The organism is Streptomyces sp. NPDC091280, from assembly GCF_044768565.1.
GTDB lineage: Bacteria > Actinomycetota > Actinomycetes > Streptomycetales > Streptomycetaceae > Streptomyces.
The window spans coordinates 75907-93480 of sequence record NZ_JBIVUZ010000022.1 but is presented as its reverse complement, the minus strand read 5'-3'; the positions used below and the strand labels follow the sequence as shown (position 1 = coordinate 93480).

15 protein-coding genes are annotated in these 17574 nt (G+C 66.4%); 6 read left to right on the top strand and 9 right to left on the bottom strand.

Annotated elements, in window-relative coordinates:
- Nucleotides 1-106: 106 nt before the first annotated feature.
- The 4 genes from ACIQPR_RS45285 to ACIQPR_RS45270 all read right to left on the bottom strand — a co-directional run bounded on the left by ACIQPR_RS45285 (nt 107) and on the right by ACIQPR_RS45270 (nt 5570).
- The gene (locus tag ACIQPR_RS45285; RefSeq protein ID WP_403662290.1) at nt 107-1792 is read right to left on the bottom strand and encodes a hypothetical protein; all 1686 of its coding nucleotides are present in this window, start codon (nt 1790-1792) and stop codon (nt 107-109) included.
- 110 nt (nt 1793-1902) lie between these two features.
- Entirely contained in the window at nt 1903-3144 is a 1242-nt protein-coding gene (locus tag ACIQPR_RS45280; RefSeq protein WP_403662287.1) for an AAA family ATPase, read from the bottom strand.
- A 325-nt stretch (nt 3145-3469) separates the two neighbouring features.
- The gene (locus ACIQPR_RS45275) at nt 3470-4516 is read right to left on the bottom strand and encodes a hypothetical protein (RefSeq protein ID WP_403662284.1); all 1047 of its coding nucleotides are present in this window, start codon (nt 4514-4516) and stop codon (nt 3470-3472) included.
- A 112-nt stretch (nt 4517-4628) separates the two neighbouring features.
- Nucleotides 4629-5570: a hypothetical protein gene (locus tag ACIQPR_RS45270; RefSeq protein ID WP_403662281.1), complete on the bottom strand. Its 942-nt coding sequence runs from the start codon at nt 5568-5570 to the stop codon at nt 4629-4631.
- 271 nt (nt 5571-5841) lie between these two features.
- Between ACIQPR_RS45270 and ACIQPR_RS45265 the strand changes: the two genes are divergently transcribed.
- A complete protein-coding gene (locus ACIQPR_RS45265) occupies nt 5842-6312 on the top strand; it encodes a LysM peptidoglycan-binding domain-containing protein (RefSeq protein ID WP_403662278.1) in 471 nt (156 codons plus the stop codon).
- A gap of 83 nt (nt 6313-6395) precedes the next feature.
- Here ACIQPR_RS45265 and ACIQPR_RS45260 read toward each other — a convergent pair whose 3' ends face one another.
- From ACIQPR_RS45260 to ACIQPR_RS45240, 5 genes are all read right to left on the bottom strand, one after another.
- On the bottom strand, nt 6396-7031 hold the full coding sequence (locus ACIQPR_RS45260) for a hypothetical protein (protein ID WP_403662275.1): 636 nt from the start codon (nt 7029-7031) through the stop codon (nt 6396-6398).
- A 408-nt stretch (nt 7032-7439) separates the two neighbouring features.
- A complete protein-coding gene (locus ACIQPR_RS45255) occupies nt 7440-7733 on the bottom strand; it encodes a hypothetical protein (protein ID WP_403662272.1) in 294 nt (97 codons plus the stop codon).
- 9 nt (nt 7734-7742) lie between these two features.
- The gene (locus tag ACIQPR_RS45250; RefSeq protein ID WP_403662269.1) at nt 7743-7910 is read right to left on the bottom strand and encodes a hypothetical protein; all 168 of its coding nucleotides are present in this window, start codon (nt 7908-7910) and stop codon (nt 7743-7745) included.
- A 141-nt stretch (nt 7911-8051) separates the two neighbouring features.
- Nucleotides 8052-8570: a hypothetical protein gene (locus ACIQPR_RS45245; protein WP_403662266.1), complete on the bottom strand. Its 519-nt coding sequence runs from the start codon at nt 8568-8570 to the stop codon at nt 8052-8054.
- 2101 nt (nt 8571-10671) lie between these two features.
- Nucleotides 10672-12591 (bottom strand): helix-turn-helix domain-containing protein, encoded by a 1920-nt coding sequence (locus ACIQPR_RS45240; protein WP_403662263.1) that lies wholly within the window; start codon nt 12589-12591, stop codon nt 10672-10674.
- 621 nt (nt 12592-13212) lie between these two features.
- Here ACIQPR_RS45240 and ACIQPR_RS45235 point away from each other — a divergent pair.
- Genes ACIQPR_RS45235 through ACIQPR_RS45215 form a run of 5 tightly spaced genes read left to right on the top strand, consistent with a single transcriptional unit; the run spans nt 13213 to nt 17511 of the window.
- The gene (locus tag ACIQPR_RS45235) at nt 13213-13824 is read left to right on the top strand and encodes a hypothetical protein (protein ID WP_403662260.1); all 612 of its coding nucleotides are present in this window, start codon (nt 13213-13215) and stop codon (nt 13822-13824) included.
- Nucleotides 13821-14429 carry a toxin gene (locus ACIQPR_RS45230; protein ID WP_403662257.1) on the top strand — a complete coding sequence of 203 codons (609 nt, stop codon included), beginning with the start codon at nt 13821-13823 and terminating at the stop codon, nt 14427-14429. Before ACIQPR_RS45235 ends, ACIQPR_RS45230 begins: the two co-directional genes overlap by 4 nt.
- A complete protein-coding gene (locus ACIQPR_RS45225; protein ID WP_403662254.1) occupies nt 14426-15625 on the top strand; it encodes an MAB_1171c family putative transporter in 1200 nt (399 codons plus the stop codon). Before ACIQPR_RS45230 ends, ACIQPR_RS45225 begins: the two co-directional genes overlap by 4 nt.
- Nucleotides 15615-17012: an NAD(P)/FAD-dependent oxidoreductase gene (locus ACIQPR_RS45220; protein ID WP_403662251.1), complete on the top strand. Its 1398-nt coding sequence runs from the start codon at nt 15615-15617 to the stop codon at nt 17010-17012. Before ACIQPR_RS45225 ends, ACIQPR_RS45220 begins: the two co-directional genes overlap by 11 nt.
- A gap of 40 nt (nt 17013-17052) precedes the next feature.
- A complete protein-coding gene (locus ACIQPR_RS45215; protein WP_403662248.1) occupies nt 17053-17511 on the top strand; it encodes a DUF6283 family protein in 459 nt (152 codons plus the stop codon).
- Nucleotides 17512-17574 lie beyond the last annotated feature (63 nt).

The following is a 17574-nucleotide window of genomic DNA, read 5'->3' as shown; positions in this document are numbered from 1 at the left end:
AGGGATGCGGATGGGTGAGAGGGAAAGTCAGGGGTCGCCAAGAGCGGTGCCGGCCAGGGGAGTTGGTTGCACGGCACCGCTCTTGGCGGTTCTGGGGGCAGCAGGGTCAGACGACCATGCCGAGAAGCCTCTGCCGGATGCTCTGATCGATGTGCTGCATCGAGTCGGCGTAGCGTTTCGCCAGGTCGACCATGTACGACCAGTCCATGGCGGAGCACGGTGCGTAGTACAGGTTCCTCGGGTGGTCCTGACGCGTGGACGGCGGCAGCCAGTCGAAGTCGGTGACCATGAGCGAGAGCCTGCGCTGGCGCACGCGGCTGGCGTTGATGTACTGCCAGATCTGCGTGTACTCCGTTCCGCCCGACACCTTCGGGATCCTGCGGAACTCCTTCCAGATCTGAGCCGTCGACTTGTTCTCCGTGCGCAGCAACACCTCCTGGGACAGGAAGTGGCTGAACGAGTTGAAGTACAGGTTGATGTTGAGCTTCTTGGCGATCCGAATGAGCATCATGACCGCCTCCTGGTAGTTCTCTTCGGAGATCGAACCGGAGGTGTCGATGTAGATGTGCAGGTCGGGCATGTACTGCACCGAGGTGACCCGGCCTGGCTTGTTGAAGTCGTCCGGGTTCCGGCGGTTGGCCTTGAGGAAGGTCGCCTTCGTCGTGCGGAGGATGTTCTGCGACTTGTTGACCTTGCCCATCCGGCGCAGCACACGGGTGATGTCCTTGAGCAGGTCGAGCTTGCTCGGCGGCTGCTTGCGGAAGGCCACCTGGGCGCTACGGCTGCCAGGCTGGCCCGGTTGCTGGTTGGCTCCCAGGGCGGCGGCCCGGGCGGCGGCCCGTGGCAGCGACGTGAGCTTGGACAGCGACGTGTTCGAGACGACCTTCACCGGCGAAGCCAGCGACTGGTTGATGAGGTTCCACTCCCCCGTGATCTTCGCCGCAGTGGCCCGGGCATGGGCCTCGACGTTGACCAGGACGAGGGAGCGCGGGCAGAACAGCTCCCCGACCGTGAACGGCAGGACGCCGGTGTCCAGGGCGGTGTTCTGCTGGCTGACCTGAGCCCGCTGTTGCCCGGCGTAGTTCATGAGCATGTGCACGAGCACGCGGGCGAAGGAGTGCTCATCATTGGCGTCAGAGTCGTCCTTGCGCACCAGCAGCGACTCGGTGAGTCCCTTCAGGGACAGAGCCGTGAAGTCGTTGAGCAGCTTGGTGGTGGCCGGCGGCAGCGCATTGGCCATCGTCTGTGTCTGCTGGGACAGCCAGATCTTGAAGTCGTCGAAGGCCGCGGAGGACTGGAACCAGAACCCGAGGGTGTCGGGGTGGAAGGTGTAGGCGATCGAGGCGAAGAAGGCGCTCTCGTCGCCGGTCCCCGCCAGTAGAGCCTTCGCGGCCGGGAGGACATCGGCCTGCGCGGTGTAGAGCACCCGCAGAGAGGGCGCGGGCATCTTGTTCCGCTGTCCGGCCTGGACGGCGAAGAGCTCGGCGACCGGCAGCGGTGTGCCCTGGTCGAAGTTGATCAGGGTCTGCCCGAGCAACTCCTTGACGGTCTGCTCTCCGGCCACGTTCAGCGTGTCGCCGAGGCAGCTCAGGACCAGATCCGGGATGCCCCCCGTCAGATCAGCGCCCTGGGCGTCGGTGATGCTTGCCGGGGCGTTGGGGTTCAACGGCTCCAGCAGCGGGTCGATGAGGGTCTGCTGGATCGCCGGCATCGGGTCGTAGTCACCGGTGCACGAGATGGTGTGCAGTGCGTCGAGCATGGCCGGCTTCTGGTTCGTGACGGTGATCGTCATGGGTCGTGGTCTCCTTCTGAGGACAAGGCAGCGGCAGAACGCCGCCGGCGGTGGGGAGTTGCAGCAAGGACGGCAGCCCGCCGCAGTCCCCACCACCAATGAGCGAGCGATCAGAGGAAGGCCGAGAGGACCGGCTTGGCCTGGTTGACGATCGGAGCGTCGATCTCCATGAAGGCCTCGAGGTTCTGGCGGTCGATCTGATGGCTGGTCACCATCTCGATGAGCGTGCGGGTGTGCTCCGGCTCGATCTGAGTGATGACCTGGGCCAGCTGCTCGATGAGGCGCGCGTTGTCCTGGCTCTCCTTGAGCGCGTACAGCAGCGACCCGGACTTCTCGTTGTCGGTCAGCGTCGCGATGACCGCGGCCATGGCGGTCATGGTCGCTGCGTCCTTCAGGCTCTGATAGCAGTTCGGCTTCGGGACGTTCACCCGGTTCTGCTGCACGCTGCCGGCGTTGCTCGCCAGGTCCTGGGCGATGGTGGACACGAGCTGCGTGGTGAACATGGTGTCCCCGACGTAGGCCTCGATGGCCTCGTTCAGCAGCGAGGTCTCGCGGTCGCCGTTCTGGATCGGGGTGGCCAGGTACTGCGCCAGCTGCTGCGGGTCGGCCGTGTTGAGCCACTTCGACAGGTTGTCGATGGTGCGCGGCGTGGTGAGCTGGTTCATCTCCTCGCCGCCGTCGAACAGATCGGCCATCGTGACGTTGCCGTTGTCGTCGTCGTCCTGGCCGTCGGCGACGATGGCCTCGGGTGTCGACTTCTGGAAGATGAGCCCGGGGTACTGCGTGAGCACCGTCTTCACCCAGGGGTTCATGTTGTCGCCGAGGACGGACATGAGGGTGGCGGCGTCGGGTTCGACGTGGAAGATCGCGAAGCGGGACAGGCTGGCCTCGTCGAGCGAGGTGACGTTGCCCCTGTCGTTGCCGGCCACGACGATGCGGACGTTCTTGGGCAGCTCGACGTACCCCATCCGGCGCAGCGTGACCAGGGTCAGCGCGCCGGAGGTGACGTCCGAGGTGGTGCGGTTGATCTCGTCGAGGAAAAGGATCGGCCACTCACGCGGGTTCGTCTCGGCGTAGTCGATGCACTCCTGGATCACCTGGTGCGGGTAGAAGACCTGCTTGTAGCTCTGCGTGCCGTCGTCCTTGGTGTACAGCACCAGGCGTGCACCGGTGAGGTCGGCCTTGTCGGCGAGCTGGTTGCACGGCAGCGTGAAAGCCCGCGTGCCCATGGAGTAGGCCAGGCCCTCGACGAAGCTGGACTTGCCGATGCCGGGCTCGCCCATGAGAGCGGGCGTCGCGCCGACCTCAAGGGACTGCTTGATGAGGGTCGTCAGGGTGTCGTTGAACTTCATGCCGATGTCTTTTCTGTGCGCGGGCGAGAAAGAGAGAAAGAGAAGAGATGTCGGAGGACGGCGCTGCTGCTCTCGACGTCGCCGAGGCCGCACAGGCCGTGAACGGTCCTGTGGAGCGGGCCGCGCCGTCGGAACTCGGCGGAGACCTGTACTCCCGCCATGGGTGGCGATGGAGCCCCACTGCACTTCGCCACCCGATCGCGCTCCGCGCGATCCAGCACTGTGCCCCACCTGTGCTCGGCCCTGTCACAGCACCCGTCATCCGCCCCACCCGCTGCCGGTGGCAGCGGGTGAACCAGAAGCAGGAACAGGCACGGAGCGTCGGTCAGTTGGTCGAGGCGGAACGGGCCTCGCGGTCGGCCACGAGCGCAGCCGCCCGGTCGAGGAGGAAGGGCCGGCCGTTGCGCCGCTCGCTGTGCTTGGGGCGCGCAGGGATGACATCGACCGCCGCCTTGTAGAGCAACCACGCGGTATCGCCCGTCGAGTACTCGACGCCGACGGCGCTGTAGGCGCGCAGTTGCGTCCGCATCCACCCGTAGAGCGAGGCAAGAACGGAGAACTCCCAACGGGACATGTCGTGGTTGAAGTCGCCGGGGTCCCGGAGTTGATGGCGTGCGCTGGTCAGGGTCTGCTCGACGATGGCCTGCGAGTACGGGATGTCGGGCATGTCCTCGGCGGTGTCGACATCTGATGCTGAAGCACCGGAGCTCTCGCTGGCGTTCACGGCCAGCTGCGCGTAGAGGTCTTCCATGGAGGCGCAGGCCAGCGCGCCAGTTGCTGCGTTGACGCGAGCAAGGATGCGATCGGGCACCGGCTGGCGGGTGAAGGTCGACCAGTGGTCCAGGAGCAGCTCGTACCAGCCGTGTTCCTCACGCAGGACGCGCTTGCTGGCGGCTACGGGGAAGTCGTGGAAGTTCTTCGGCAGCGGCATGACGAGATGGAAGCCCTGGCCGGACATCGACAGCTCCGAGTAGAGGATGCCCGGCAGCCGCAGCAGGTCTGCGGCCACACCTGACGGGCAGTCGGCCTCGATGTCGAGGACGAGCAGCCCGTCAGTCTGGGCTTGGAGATAGAAGGCGGTGTTCGCGGCCTTCGGTATCGCCGCGGTGAGTTCGTCGAGAGTGAGCAGACAGGTCTCGTCCAGGGCGAAGGCTCCGCGTAGTGGGCCGGCGTGCTGACAGCTGGAGGTGCAGCCGGCGAGCAGGTGCCGGACGTCGATCGGGGCCTTGCGCCTCGGCGGCTTGGCGGGATCGTCAGGGCTCTCTTCCCCGATCTGTCCGGAGATGGTCCACCGACAGGCACTGGCGAGGGTGCGGATCGCAGGGTTGCCGTAGAACTGCGGGAACCAGGCATGGGGGTCGGCTGCAGTCATCGTGGGACGCACGCTTTCGATCGGAGGCGTCAGGAGGGGAAGAGAAAGACAGGACCCCCGTACTGCACAGAACAGCTGCGAGTACAGGGGTCTCATCGATGATCAGCGTGGATCAGCCCTGGTAGGTGATCCCCGCCTGTGGGGCCTGGCCGGAGCCGTTCCAGGAGCCGGTGGCCACCGGCGCGCCCACGGGCGAACCGTTGTTCTTGAGGGAGTCGTTCTCGGCCTCCAGGCGCGCAAGCTTCTCCTCCAGGGTCTCCGGCTGGGCAGGCGCCGGAGCTGTGGCCGGAACAGCAACCGGAGCAGGAGCAGCAGCGACGGGCGCAGCCACGGCGGGCGCCGGGGCCTGAGCCTGAACCGGAGCCTGCGCGGCCACGGCCACAGGTGCGGACGCCGGCTGCGGGGTCGGGAAGGACAGGCCGTCCTCCACTTCGGTCCCCACCGGGACGGCGGCAGGGACAGCGCTGGCAGGAGTGGCCTGAACAGGGCGCGGCGTGCCGTTGAGCACGATGCCACGCGCGGCCAGCTCAGCCTGATCGATGCCGCCGGCCTTGTAGTAGCGCGGCGCCTCGTGAACGATCACCTGTTCGAGGGCCAGGCCGCGGTTGCTGAAGTCCTTCGGCTTGTAGGTGCGCAGCACGAGCGTGACGTCGAGGCCCTGCGCGAGCTCCCGGCCGGACTCGTCCTGGTCGTAGGTGCCGTCGCCTTTCGCAGAAGGGATCGCGATGACCGGCAGAGTGCTGCCCTTGGAGTCGATGGAGTAGTTGGATCCGGTTTCGGGCCGCTTCGGGGAGTCGTAGCGACGCTCGGAGACGAACTGCTCTTCGAGGGTGGGGTTGTTCGGATCGGCGAACTGGACCTCGGCGTGAATGATCGTCGCGGTGGTGTGCGGCTTACCGACGGGGCTCATACCGTTCTTCGTCTTGCGCTGGTCGCTGGCGACGAGCTCCGCGCCCTCGATGAGGCGGGCGAGTACGGCGAAGCCGAGCTTCCCGCGGATGAAGACGGTCTTGCCCTCGGTGATCTTCTTGGCGGAGATGGAGTAGTTGGTCATGGTGGTGCGGTTCCTTCGTTCGGTCTGGCGGTCGGCGGTTCAAGGCTCCATCGATGGGCTATCGGATAGGATTCGTACTGCCATCCAGTCCACTATTCCAGCAACTTCGATTCGGGCATGAGTAGGATATCGACGTCGGGCACGAATGATCGTACGAGCTATTCACAGAGGGGTTGAGACAGGGATGACGGCTGCGATTCAGAGGCCAGTGGGGACGGCGTCGAAACCGTCGGCACAGACGAGAGCATCTGCCGGGAGTCACGTCGGCCCGATGGGCTTCGGCAACGGACCCGTCATCGCCGCCAGCGTCATGGTGGGCGGAGCGGCGCTCTTCGCCGGATGGGGCCTGACGCAGCTCGCGATGTCCGACGGCGGCCTCATCCAGGCACTGCAGGGCAATCACGCCCCGGTCGGGGCACCGTGGAACCCCGGCGAGAGGAACGCCGGAGACGGCAGCGCCCAGCAGCCGAGCGAGGGCGGCACGGGGAAGCAGGACGAGAACGGGGCAAGCCAGGATCCGAGGCCCGGTCGCGGCGACGAGGACAAGCCCAACGGATCAGGTGCACCGGCCGAGGCGAAGCCCGCGCCGAAGGTGAAGCCCTACACCATCAAGCCAGGCGATACGCTCACCGCGATCTCAGGGACGACGGGAGTGCCGATCGGCATCCTGGTCGAAACGAACAAGATCCAGAATCCGGATCTCATCTACGCGTGGACCTCGCTGCTCATTCCGCCGGTGTGACGACCCGGCCGGCAGCACTGCCGGGTACCGAGCCTGATTCGATGCCCTGATCGCAAAGAGGCAGTCGGGGCATCGTCGTCTTCTCAGGCGGTGTTCTCAACCGGTTCGGGCTGCGCAAGCGCGTCCTCCTCCGCGGCGTGGCTCATCAGGTGCCACATCTGGTTGCAGATATTCTCGGCCGTGACCGCACCGTCGACGAGGTCTCCGTCTCCGGTGCCGTCGACGAGCAGATCCCTGATCCGGTCCGCGACGGCTGCCCGGAACTGCGCGCGGCGTTCCGTGTCGGCTCGGAAGTACTCGTCGCTCGCGATCCAGCCGTTCCCGTCGCGTGTGGTGAAGTGTTGTACGACCTCGTCGATGCTCAGCTCGGCCATCGTTGTTCCTTTCGTGGTCCTGTGTGGTCCGGCCGGCTCCACCCAGTCGCCATTCGAGGCCGGGGGAAGGTTCCGGATGTCCAGCCAGTGGTTCATCGCTTCATCCTGGTCGGCGACGCCGTTTGCTTCTTTGTGCAAGGTCAGAAGTGTGATCCGCCCGGTGGGGACGAGGGTCGCGATCTGGAACTCGGCCGGGTCCAGACGCTGGACGACGCGGTAGAGACTTCCTTCAGGGGCCTGCCAGATCGTGGCCTCGTCGCAGCAGACGCCGACGCCGCGGTCGACGCTGGGACGGTCGCTGTGGAACTTGACCGTGAGGTCGTCCGTGCCCAGCGGTTTGCTCATGGCTGCTGCTCCTGGAAGTCGACGGTGCCGAAGACGAACTGTGTGACCTCGTAGAGCTCACCGCGCGGCGTCACCCGGGACCGGCGTGAGCCGGTCCACGGCATGTCTCCCTGCAAAGCACCCCGCCTGGGTTCGGCACCCGGATCAGCTGTGCTGATCCCCTCCCCTGTTGGAGGTCGGGTGGACCTTCAGAGTCGGTTGTATCGCTGGATACACCGCAGGGGGTGGCGTGCGTCTGCGGTGGTGGAGAGGTTTTCGAGTTGACGGGCAAGGCCCGCAAGGCGCCTGCCGTCGAAGAGGGAGCGGTGTCCGGTCAACAGGTGGGCCCCTGCTCGTCCTCGTCGGGATTGCGGCTGGTGCAGGGATCGGAGCTGTCAGGGTTGTCAAGGATGGCGAGGAAAGCCTGGGCTACGAGCTCTCGGTCGTCGCGGTGGTCAAGGGGGATGTGTAGGCGGAGGCGGTCGAAGGCGGCGTATCCGGCGCGTCAGCTTCGGCGCGGGTACAGAGGGTTTCCGGCCCTACGCCAGGCGTGACGCCCGTTGCGTGTTCGAAGCGACCGATGGTGGCATGGGCGGCCAGGGCGAGGGCGGCAGGCTCGGTGGTCTTGAGGAGCTGTTGGGCGTCGAAGAGTTCCTTGCTGATCAAGGTCCACCGGGTGGTGTCCCTGTCGTTGCGGAGGGCGAAGTAGCTGTAGGACCACATGTCGTGGAGTCAGCAGTCGAGTTCGTGGGCGGCTTCGTGCCCGGGCACGGCGCGATAGGCGCCCAGGGCCATGCGTGCCCTGGCGGCGATGGCGGCGGCGGGGCGGCGCAGCTCGACGACGTGAACTGCCGCGCACAGCGGGCAATGATCTCCGACAGTGTGGGAAAGGATCGCCACACAGGGGCGCACCGCCCCTGGTAATGGACCTTCGTCAATGCACCTGTTGCGAGAATGCAGCACTGGAACAGCGTCAGAGATCAGACGACCCCGCCGGCCAGGCTGCCGACGGGGTCGTCTGAGGTACGAGGTCGTGGTCTCTCACGCCGCATCAGTGTCATCGGACTCACCCCGGCCAAACAGGAATCCGCGGACGTCACCGCTCTTCATCATGTCCTGCAGATGCGCCAGGAACACCGCGCGCTGAGTGGCCCGGCGATCGGCCATGGAGTCGTACTCGCGCAGTACCTTCAGGTTGACGACCCAGCCGTTCTCGCGAGAGATGGCCTGGTCAAGCTGAGAGTCCGGCACGACGTCCATACCGGTTAAGTCGTGGTCGAACTCGGGCGCGATGTCGAGGTGTTGATTTGGCTCGTCAATGTAGAGCGTGTCGACGCCGATCTGCTGGCCAGCCTTGTCGAATGCCACGAGGAACACACGGTCTGCCCTGGTGGTGTTGTCGACGTGGACCGCTGCAACGTTCATGTCACCGACGAACCTCGTCTGCTCGAACCGCTCGTACACGCGAGCACGAGCGTCATGGCACCACATGATGCGCCGGGCTTCGTTGAAGCCTTTGAACTCGTCAGAGTTGGACGCTTCTGGGTGGGGGTGGATCACCGGTGCGCTCCTTCATATGCGAGATCCGGGAGGTTTGCAATGCCAGGGTGCGTATTGGCTACGGCACATGCCTGAGCAGCGAACCTCAGTCGTTCTTCACTGCGGCGCGGCAGGAGCAGTTGCTGGGAGCTCGCTTCGCTCCTGCTGCGCGCCGTTCGCTCGGGGAAAGCAGATCCTCCCCGGGCGGAAGGGCCGGCCGTGGATCTGGTAAACCCGCGACAGGCTCGGACGCGCCGTCGGGCGTGGTCGGGTGCTAGCCACTCAGCCCGGCTGCGCCGAGGTCCTTCGTACGGTCCCGCTGTGCCCAGGAGCATCGGCGGTGAGCCGTCACTGTGGTGCGCGGTGCCGGCTGGTCCGTCGCGTGCTTGGAGGTCATGCAGTTCGCCCCGTCTGACTCGGGGGGCCTTCTCTCATAGAAGTCCAGCGGCCGCGCTGTTCTCACGCCGCGCACAGGTCTATTCTGTGCACCGCCGACGTGCTCGAACAGGCCGGTGGAAGGCCCCAGTGGTTCCTCAGATCTGCTGGTGGACTCTGCTGAGAGTCGTTGTGCACAGCCCCTGGCAGGGGCCTGGTTTTGCGCTGGCGAGAGCGAGTGCCGGGACGGTGGTTAGAGCCACCCTCTGACGCCCGCATCCTGGTGCCTGCGGCGCATTCGTTGCCGCTCACCGGGTCAGTTCGCCGCCGGCCTGTACTCGTCCGGTGGTGGGGCCGGGCTTGCATCAGCAACACTAGGCATATGCTGCGGGCGATGCCATTTCGCCGGTGCACAAACTGATCATTGACACCTGTTGGCATTGCACCAGTTGGCCGCGTGCCAGCACGGAAGTGCACCTTCCTCATGACGGCCGTGTCGGGGATGCACCTATCGCGGTGCCCGGCATGACTCATCCGGCACTTGACAGGCTTTCCGCCACATCCACAACGCCACGCCTCGACCGGCCAGTTGGTCGGCAAAGCGCCGTTTCACCGGTGGACCTTCGTGATCTTGACGGGGTGAGTTTACCCCCTCTTGACGAGCCGCTTTTCTCGTGTCCTCCTTGGGTCGGTGAGGGGTTTGTGATAGCACCTCCGATGTGATCGAACTTCCCGCCGAGCCGACGCTGGCGGCACCCGCCGAGACGTTCACCCTCCCGTTGAATTGATTTGCCGAACCGAATGATGGCTTCCGGGCCTTCGCAGCGCGGGCTGCTGACGGTTCCCCGGTACTGCGCTCACGCAGGGGGCGGTGAGCTGGCTACGGCCTTTCCAGAGATCACCGAATCCATCGGCTGATTGGACTGCTCCGTGATCTTCGACGGCGAACTGGCTGCGTGGGAGGAGAGCAGGCTCGCTTCGAGAGGCTTGACAGACGCGTCGGCTGCACCGACGGGGTGCCGCCGCACAACCTGCCGCGGCCGTCTGGCTGGCTCACTATGTCGCCTTCGACCTGCCCCATCTGAGCGGCCGCAGCCTGCTTGAGCGTCCCTACGTCGAAAGGCGGTACGCACTGGAGGACTTGTTCCTGCGGGAGGGTCTCTCGGCACCCTGGACGTTGTGGCCGTCGACCAATGCTGTGGAGTTGGCCCGCAGGTGGCTGGCATGGCCCGCGGCCGGCGCGAAGGGCCGTGTGTTCAAGGGCGGCGGCGAACGCAATCGGTCAGGGGCACTCCTGGCGGAAGTTCAGTGTGCGCGACATCCTCGAGACGGCCGTCGGCACGGCCACCGTAGCGCCGCGCCGTCCCGGAATCCTGATGCCCGGCCGGCACGACTCGGAGGGACAAAGACGATATCTGGAACGTACCAGCGACATGTCGGCTGGCCGGGCGCGAAGCGCCGACGGACTATCTCAGCCCGTGAGACAGATCACTCGTGGGCCAGGCGGTCCTTCTCTGCATGTTGAGGCTCACGGGAGAAGCTGAAGGTGTCACTGGTCGTTCCGGAGACAGTCGTGGAGGTCTGCGCGGACATCTCCCGGGACGCTGGAGACCGTCTGCGCCACACCGTTCGGTTCGTGCGGGTACGAGCGGACATAACCGTCGCCGTCGTGCCGCCCTTCGAGGTCGGCAGACCGGAGGATGGGAGGGAGACGAAGGCCAGGTCCCGCGCCGGCGCCCGGCGACAGTCAGGAGGCGACTACGGACATGTCTGGACGGTCTGAGCTGAAGTCAGGCTGCCCCGTGACGACGTGCAACGAGAACTGGAGATCACGTATACCGACGAGGGTGGCCAGGTCGCGCTGCATGTGGCCTTCCAGGGCTCGCAGGTGGGAACGGACCGTGACCGCAGAGAGGCCGAGCTCGCGGGCCGCGGGCTCGACGTGGGTGTTGAACGCGAGCCAGGAGAGTGCCGTGGACACCAGATCGCGTCTGTCCGCCTGGACCGGCCGGACCAGGGTCTGTGCCCAGGCGTGTACCTGCGGAGTGCCCAACAGTCGTTCCAGAGAAGGCGGTTCCGAACCCGTCAGCTGCGGCGATGCGGACACCTCCCGCTGCGTGACCAGTTCCATGGCCAGGGCGACGGCGATGCGGTCGTTGATGGAGGCAAAGTCCACGCACAAGAGTTCGGCAGCTCGTGAAGCGCGGCGCATGACGGTGTTGCGGTGCAGGCGCAACCGACGAGCGGCCACCGTGTACGGGTGGGCGAGGGCAGCCGGAAGGGTCTCCCGCATGGACTCCCACTGTGTCTCGTCGCGCATCAGCGGGTTCAGCAGTCGGCGGGCCCACTGCTGGGCTTCTACCTGCGGTAGGAGGCTGACGAGGTCGGAGCCGTGCACGGACAGAGCCACGGGGTCCAGCTGGAAGGCGGCGAACTTCTGTGCGGTGATGGCCTCGTTGAGCGCGTCGGCGAGCAGCGTCACAGAGTAGACGCCGCTGCCACCCAGGGACGAGGGGGGTCCCAGTGTGCCCACCAGGCGGGTGAGTTCGGCGGAGACCTGCGCTCCGGTGTCGCCGTCGGAGCGGATCGGATGCACGATCAGGATCCGCCGATTGTCTCGCGGGTCAGAGAAGACAAGGGTCTGCTGGCCGACAACTGCGTTGCAGCGGCGTGCAGCCAGATCCCGGTGCGCCTGCTGGGTCTCCACAACGAAGACGCGTACAGTTTCCGTTTCCAGAAGTCCAGGCGCCAGATTGGCCATGACGCGCCGCGCCTTTTCGACCTCGCCGTCCAGAAGAAGCTCGACTGCTGCGCTGCGCGCCGCGCGGGACGCGTCGGAGGCCGCCCGGTACTCACGGTGCGCCTGGTCCACGAGGCCCAGCAGTTTTGCCGCATGTTGCAGCAACCGCAGGTCCGCCTCATCGAAAGGGGTTTTGCGGGCCACTGCGAGTACGGTGTCCGCAGCCGAGGCCGGGGCCAGCGAGATGAGCTGAGTGTGAGGTCCGGACAGCGTCTCGGGGAGACTTCCGTCCACGGACTGGCGGATGATGGCCCGGGCCAACTGCTCTGCGGCCGTGGCCGGTGAGGCGGCGAGGACGCGCTCCGGTTCACTGACCAGAACCTGGCAGTCGAGGACTCGGGCGAGCCAGTCCGCGATGCGCTGCATGGCCCGGGGATCGGCCAGTTGAGCCGGCAGTTCCTGTACGAGCGAGCCGAGTTGGGCAGCGCGGCGCTCGGCGAACATCAGGCGGGACTGCTGGATCTCCTCGTGCGCGCGCTCCCAGCACTCGGTAGGCGCGGACGTGGCGAACAGGGCGATGCCCAGCCGGGCGGCCACGTCCACGATGTCCGGGGGGAACGGCTGGCGCACGCCGGGGGGAGCACTTACGGCCAGACCCAGACCTGCTCCGCCGTCCCGGCTCATCCGCTGGAGCAACCGCTCGAGCATCGTCGCGTTGCGGCCTCGGAGACGAAAGGGCGACGTGTCGGTGATCAGGACGAGCGAGCCATCGGGCAGGGCCGACGGGACTCCGTCTTCCAGTAGCTGGTACGGAGTCAACGTGACCACGCCGCTGATTTCTGCGGTCTGGGCACGTTGGGAACCGCTCGCCACGAATGTCAGTTCGAGTTCAGGCTGGTCGGTGGGGAGCGAGCCCAGGGTCGGCATGACGTACTCCTCGAGAGTTGGGGCGAGGGTGTGTGGCACCCCTGGTACCGACTCGCCGGCATAGGCCTGCGGCGATCACGACCTCATAGCTCCACTCCCGTCAACCCGTACTGCCGACCACGGCGGCACACCCCGAGACATCCATCCCCAGAGCGGCTCTCACTCAGGGGGTTCGGAGGGCGTCCGGAAGTAGGGAGTAACTCGCCCCCACGGCAGGGCCGGGAACCAAATCCCGCTAGATGGGCGCCCTTCGGCGCGCGTGGCGCGTGCAAGGGTGTCTCCCTGTGGTGGGGGGCATGGGCAGGACAGCACCGGCGATGGTGATCACGCCCGATAGCCGGACGAGGCACCTCCGCTGTCCGGTGATATTGCTACGCGCAAACGCCGAGTGTCAACGATCGATCGAATTTCGCGAACGATCGTTGGCGTGACTCGTCAGGCGGAAAGAGCTGCCCTGCGGGGAGACGAGCGAGGGTCTGCCCCTATCTGGGAAGAACGCTGGAAATCTAACGATCGCGTTCGGCTGAGAAACGATCGTTGTGAACCGGGGCTGTTTGCACGTACGCTGCCCTGCACATGCGCGGGAGCCGCCGCCCCCACGGGCCCGTAGGGAGAACCTCGTTGGAGCCATCCACATCACTGCCCGAGACGCTGCGACGTCTGAACGAGCTGATCACCGAACAGGGCCTCGACCGCGCGGACATCTTCGACGTGCAGACTCTGGCCGCGAAGACGGCTCTGCCGGTCACCGTTGTCAGACGCCTGGTGAAGGGCGGCAAACCGACGCCCGATACGGTCTCCGACCGTGTCTGCGCGCGTATGAAGGTGGTCAGTGACGCCTATCTCGCCGACACCGGCAAAGAGATGAAGCACCTGGCCGCCGACCTCCACAAGGCGCTGGGGATCTCCGATTTCTGGGCGCGCAGCGTCTGCGAGGGCAAGAAGATGCCCAACGTCGATCTCCTGCATCATCTGGCGGGGTACTTCCGCGTCGACGGCGGCGAGCGTTTCTTCACCGCTGCGGCCGACGAGGCGCTCAACCGCGTGCTGCTTCCCGTCCTGCGGAAGCTGGAAGGCACCGACACCGATCCTCTGTCGCAGCTCATGCGCGAATACGGAGTGGAAAGCGCGCACATGAGGCAGGACGGCGACCTGACACGGGATCAAGTGGAACGGGTTCTCCGGGGAGTGCTGCAATCGGTGTTGCCGCAGAAGGGTGAGTCCGGCACATGAGTACCAGGGCGATGAAGGCGCTGCTCAGCGACTTAGGGGAGGAGGTGTCGAAGTTACTTAAGCGTCCGGCCGAACCCCGGGCTGTGATGGAGGAGTTCTGCCGGGCCATGAGTGTCCGCAAAGGCCGGCCGATCGAGCTCAAGTTCCACTCGTTCCCGCCGGAAGCCGGAATGTCGGGCGTACGCCTGGACTTCGGGGACCGTTCCCTCATCGTCGTCGAGGCAGCCACCGCCCCCGGCGCCCAGTTCGTCATCCTCGGCCACGAACTGTGGCACGAAGAGGACGGCAACGCGGGCCATCACACGGCCGGGATGCCCGCGGCCGCCCGCACGCACGGCGCCCCCCAGTCGGCTGAAACGGTGCGGCGAGCTGTGGAACAGATCCTCGACCAGTACGACGCGTCGAGGGAGTCCGTCCTCACGGTGACGGCCCGGGCCCACTCCGCCGACGACCACGAAGTGGACGCGGAGACCTTCGGTTTGCTCTTCGGCCGGGCGGTGCGGACCTGGATGACGGGGGAGTACGCGCAAGGGCCGGTCAGCGACGCGACTGTCGAGGGCCGAATAAACCTCTCCCTCCTCAACCGCGGTGGGCGCCTGTCGTGAGCGCGTACTTTCACATCCCGTACGCCCTGCCCACAGCGTTCCTCGCGATCGCCCTTCTCCTCAAGCTACCCACCATCGTGCGGGCCTGGCGGGATCCCAACGTCAAGGCCACAACGCTTCTGCTGGGCTTCGCCACGGCCGTGCTCGTCGTCATCACCCCCGTCAACATCGAACGCCTCAACCGGGGGACCGGCGTCCCCAACATCGCCTCGCCCTGGGCCTACTCGTTCCTGACCGCGTTCGGCGCCACCGCCCTCACCATGATCATGCGATGGCGGGAGGAGCCCTCCGCCGGGCGCCAGCGCCGGATGCGCCTCATCTACTGGATCTACACGGGCATCATCGTGATGCTGTGGGTGACCTTCCTACTGGCCCGCGTGCCCGAGCCGAGGATCTACGACCTCGACACCTACTACGCCAGCACCCCCTGGATGAGCGAGCACATCCTCCTGTACCTGGGCGCCCACATGGCGACGTCCGCGGTCGCCACTTACATGCTGATCAAGTGGTTCCCCGAGGTCGAGAACCGCTGGCTGAGATCGGGCGTGGTCTTCCTGCAGCTCGGCTTCGCCTCCGGACTCGTCTTCGACGTGGTGAAACTGATCGCGATCAGCGCCCGCTGGTCGGGCCGCGACTGGGACATCCTCAGCACCAACATCGCACCGCCCTTCGCGCTCCTGTCGGGGATCCTCGTGGCCATGGGGTTCATCGTTCCCCAGGCCGGTCCCCTCCAGCAGAAATGGGTCCGTGACCGGCGCGAGTACTGGCGTCTGCGCTCATTGTGGCGGGCGGTGGGTGAGGTGACCCCCTCCTCCGCCCCCGCCCGGTTCGGCCTCTGGATGCCGCTGGACCTCCGCCTGGTGCAGCGCCAGCAGCGCATCCACGACGCCCTACGCGTCTTAGTCCCCTACTTCGATCAGGACCTCTACCAAAGAGCCCACCGAGCCGCACCCTCCGGCTACGCCGAGGACAAGGCCCGCGACGTAGCCCGCGCCGTCACCGTGCGCGCTGCCATCGACGCTCATCGCGCCGGTGTGCCCCGCCCCGAGACGCTCACGGACCAGCAGCTCAAGTTCGGCACGGACATCCACGAGCACATCGACACCATCGCGCAGGTCCTGCACCACCCCCGCCTCGTCGACGGCATCCGCCAGCGGGTGACCGGCACAGAAAGCGCCGATACACATGCCTCGTAATTCCACAGACCGCCGACCCACCGCCGTCGTCATCGGGGCAAGCGCAGCCGGGCTCTTCGCCGCAGCCGCCCTGGCCGAATTCGCCGACGTCACCATCGTCGAACGCGATCTGTTGCCCGACGGACCCGAACCCCGCCGCGGCGTCCCACAAGCCCGCCACGCCCACCTGGTGTGGAGCGGCGGAGTACGTGCCTTCAACAACCTGCTCCCCGGCGTCACCGACGACGTTGTCGCCAAGGGCGGCCGTCTCGTCCACATCATGGGCGACATGGTCTCCCGAGCACCCAACGAGGTCTGGTTCCGGCGCTTCACAGCGGCCCATCACCGCAATCTCGTCTGCTCCCGCGATCTCCTCGACTCCGTGCTGCGCGCCCGCGTCCGAGCCCTGGCGAACGTCACGTTCCGCGAGAACACCACCGCGCTCGGACTCGTCGGCGATGCCAACCGCGTCACCGCCCTCAATGTCAGCACCGGCGGAGACAAACTCACCCTGGACGCTGACCTCGTCGTCGACGCCTCCGGCCGTGGCTCCCACACCCCCGTATGGCTCGAACGCCTGGGCCTGCCCAGGCCCCGTGAACGGGAAGTCAACGCCGGCGTCGCCTACGCCACCCGTCTCTACCGGGCCCCGGGCACCACCGCCGACCGCAACTTCCCGCTCATCAACGTCCAGGCCAACCCCGCCAAGGCCCCTGGCCAGGGCGGCATCATTCTGCCCATCGAGGACAACCAGTGGATCGTCACCCTCTCCGGAACCCGCGGCGGAGAACCGACTAGCGACCCGGGCTTCTTCGGAGACTTCGCTCGCAGCCTCGGCGACCCCGTCATCGGCCGGCTCCTAGAGCACGCCGAACCGATCGGAGACATCGCGACCACCCGCAGCACCGCCAACCATCGCCGATACTACGAAAAGGCACAACGCTGGCCAGACGGCTACACGATCCTCGGCGACGCCATCGCCGCCTACAACCCCGTCTATGGCCACGGTCTGACAGTCGCCGCCCAGTGCGCGATAGCCGTCCGGGACATCCTGCGCACCACCAGTATCACCGCACCCGGCACCGCCAAGCGCCTCCAGCGGGCTGCCGCCCGCCCGGTCGCCGCCGCCTGGGACCTCGCCGTCGGACAGGACGCGCTCTACCCCGGCGCCACCGACACACCCCCCAACGCAGTGGAGCGACTCCTCGCCCGATTCATCGACCAGGCGGTGGCCACTGGGGCCCGCAACCCTCGTGCCCTCAGGGCTCTGCTGGACGTGATGAGTCTGGAGAAGCCAGCTGCGCGCCTCTTCTCGCCGGACATGCTCATCCCCATGATCTTCGGCCCGGTGAAGCCCCACCTGAGCCGGGCGCCGCTGAGCGAACAGGAATGGAAGAGCGCTTCCTAGCTGTCCGATACCAGGCAGTCGAATCCATGGGGAGACGAACGTGGAGCACACCAGCGGACCGCACAGCGACGATGCGGTCCACGTTACGGTCCTGGCCTTCGAGCCCGGCGCGACGTACCACTCGCGGGACCATCCATGCGCCCAGTGCCTGTGGCGTAGGGATTCCGATCTCACAGCCGTGTCGGATCACGAGATGGACCTGCTAGCCCGCGCCAACGGCACACCTCGCGACCTAGCGACCTTTGAAGCCCCTGTCGTGGACTGCCCCCTCGAACAGTCCGACAGCACTCAGCCGTTGCCCTGGTGTGCCGGGTGGCTCGCAGTGATCGGACAACACCACCTGGCTGTTCACCTGGCGATCACGGTGAAGGCGCTGAGCCAAGGCCGTCTGAGGCCCCCCGATACCTGGCCGCGCCTACACCCCACCTTGGAAGCGCTCCTCGAAGCGCGCGAGGAGCAGCTTCGGCGCCGCCGAGTCGGCCGTGAAAGGCGAGGGTAATGGAGCAGCGGCGAGCTAGGCATCGTAGCTATCGCGCAGAGGGCCGGATCTGAGGAAGAGGTC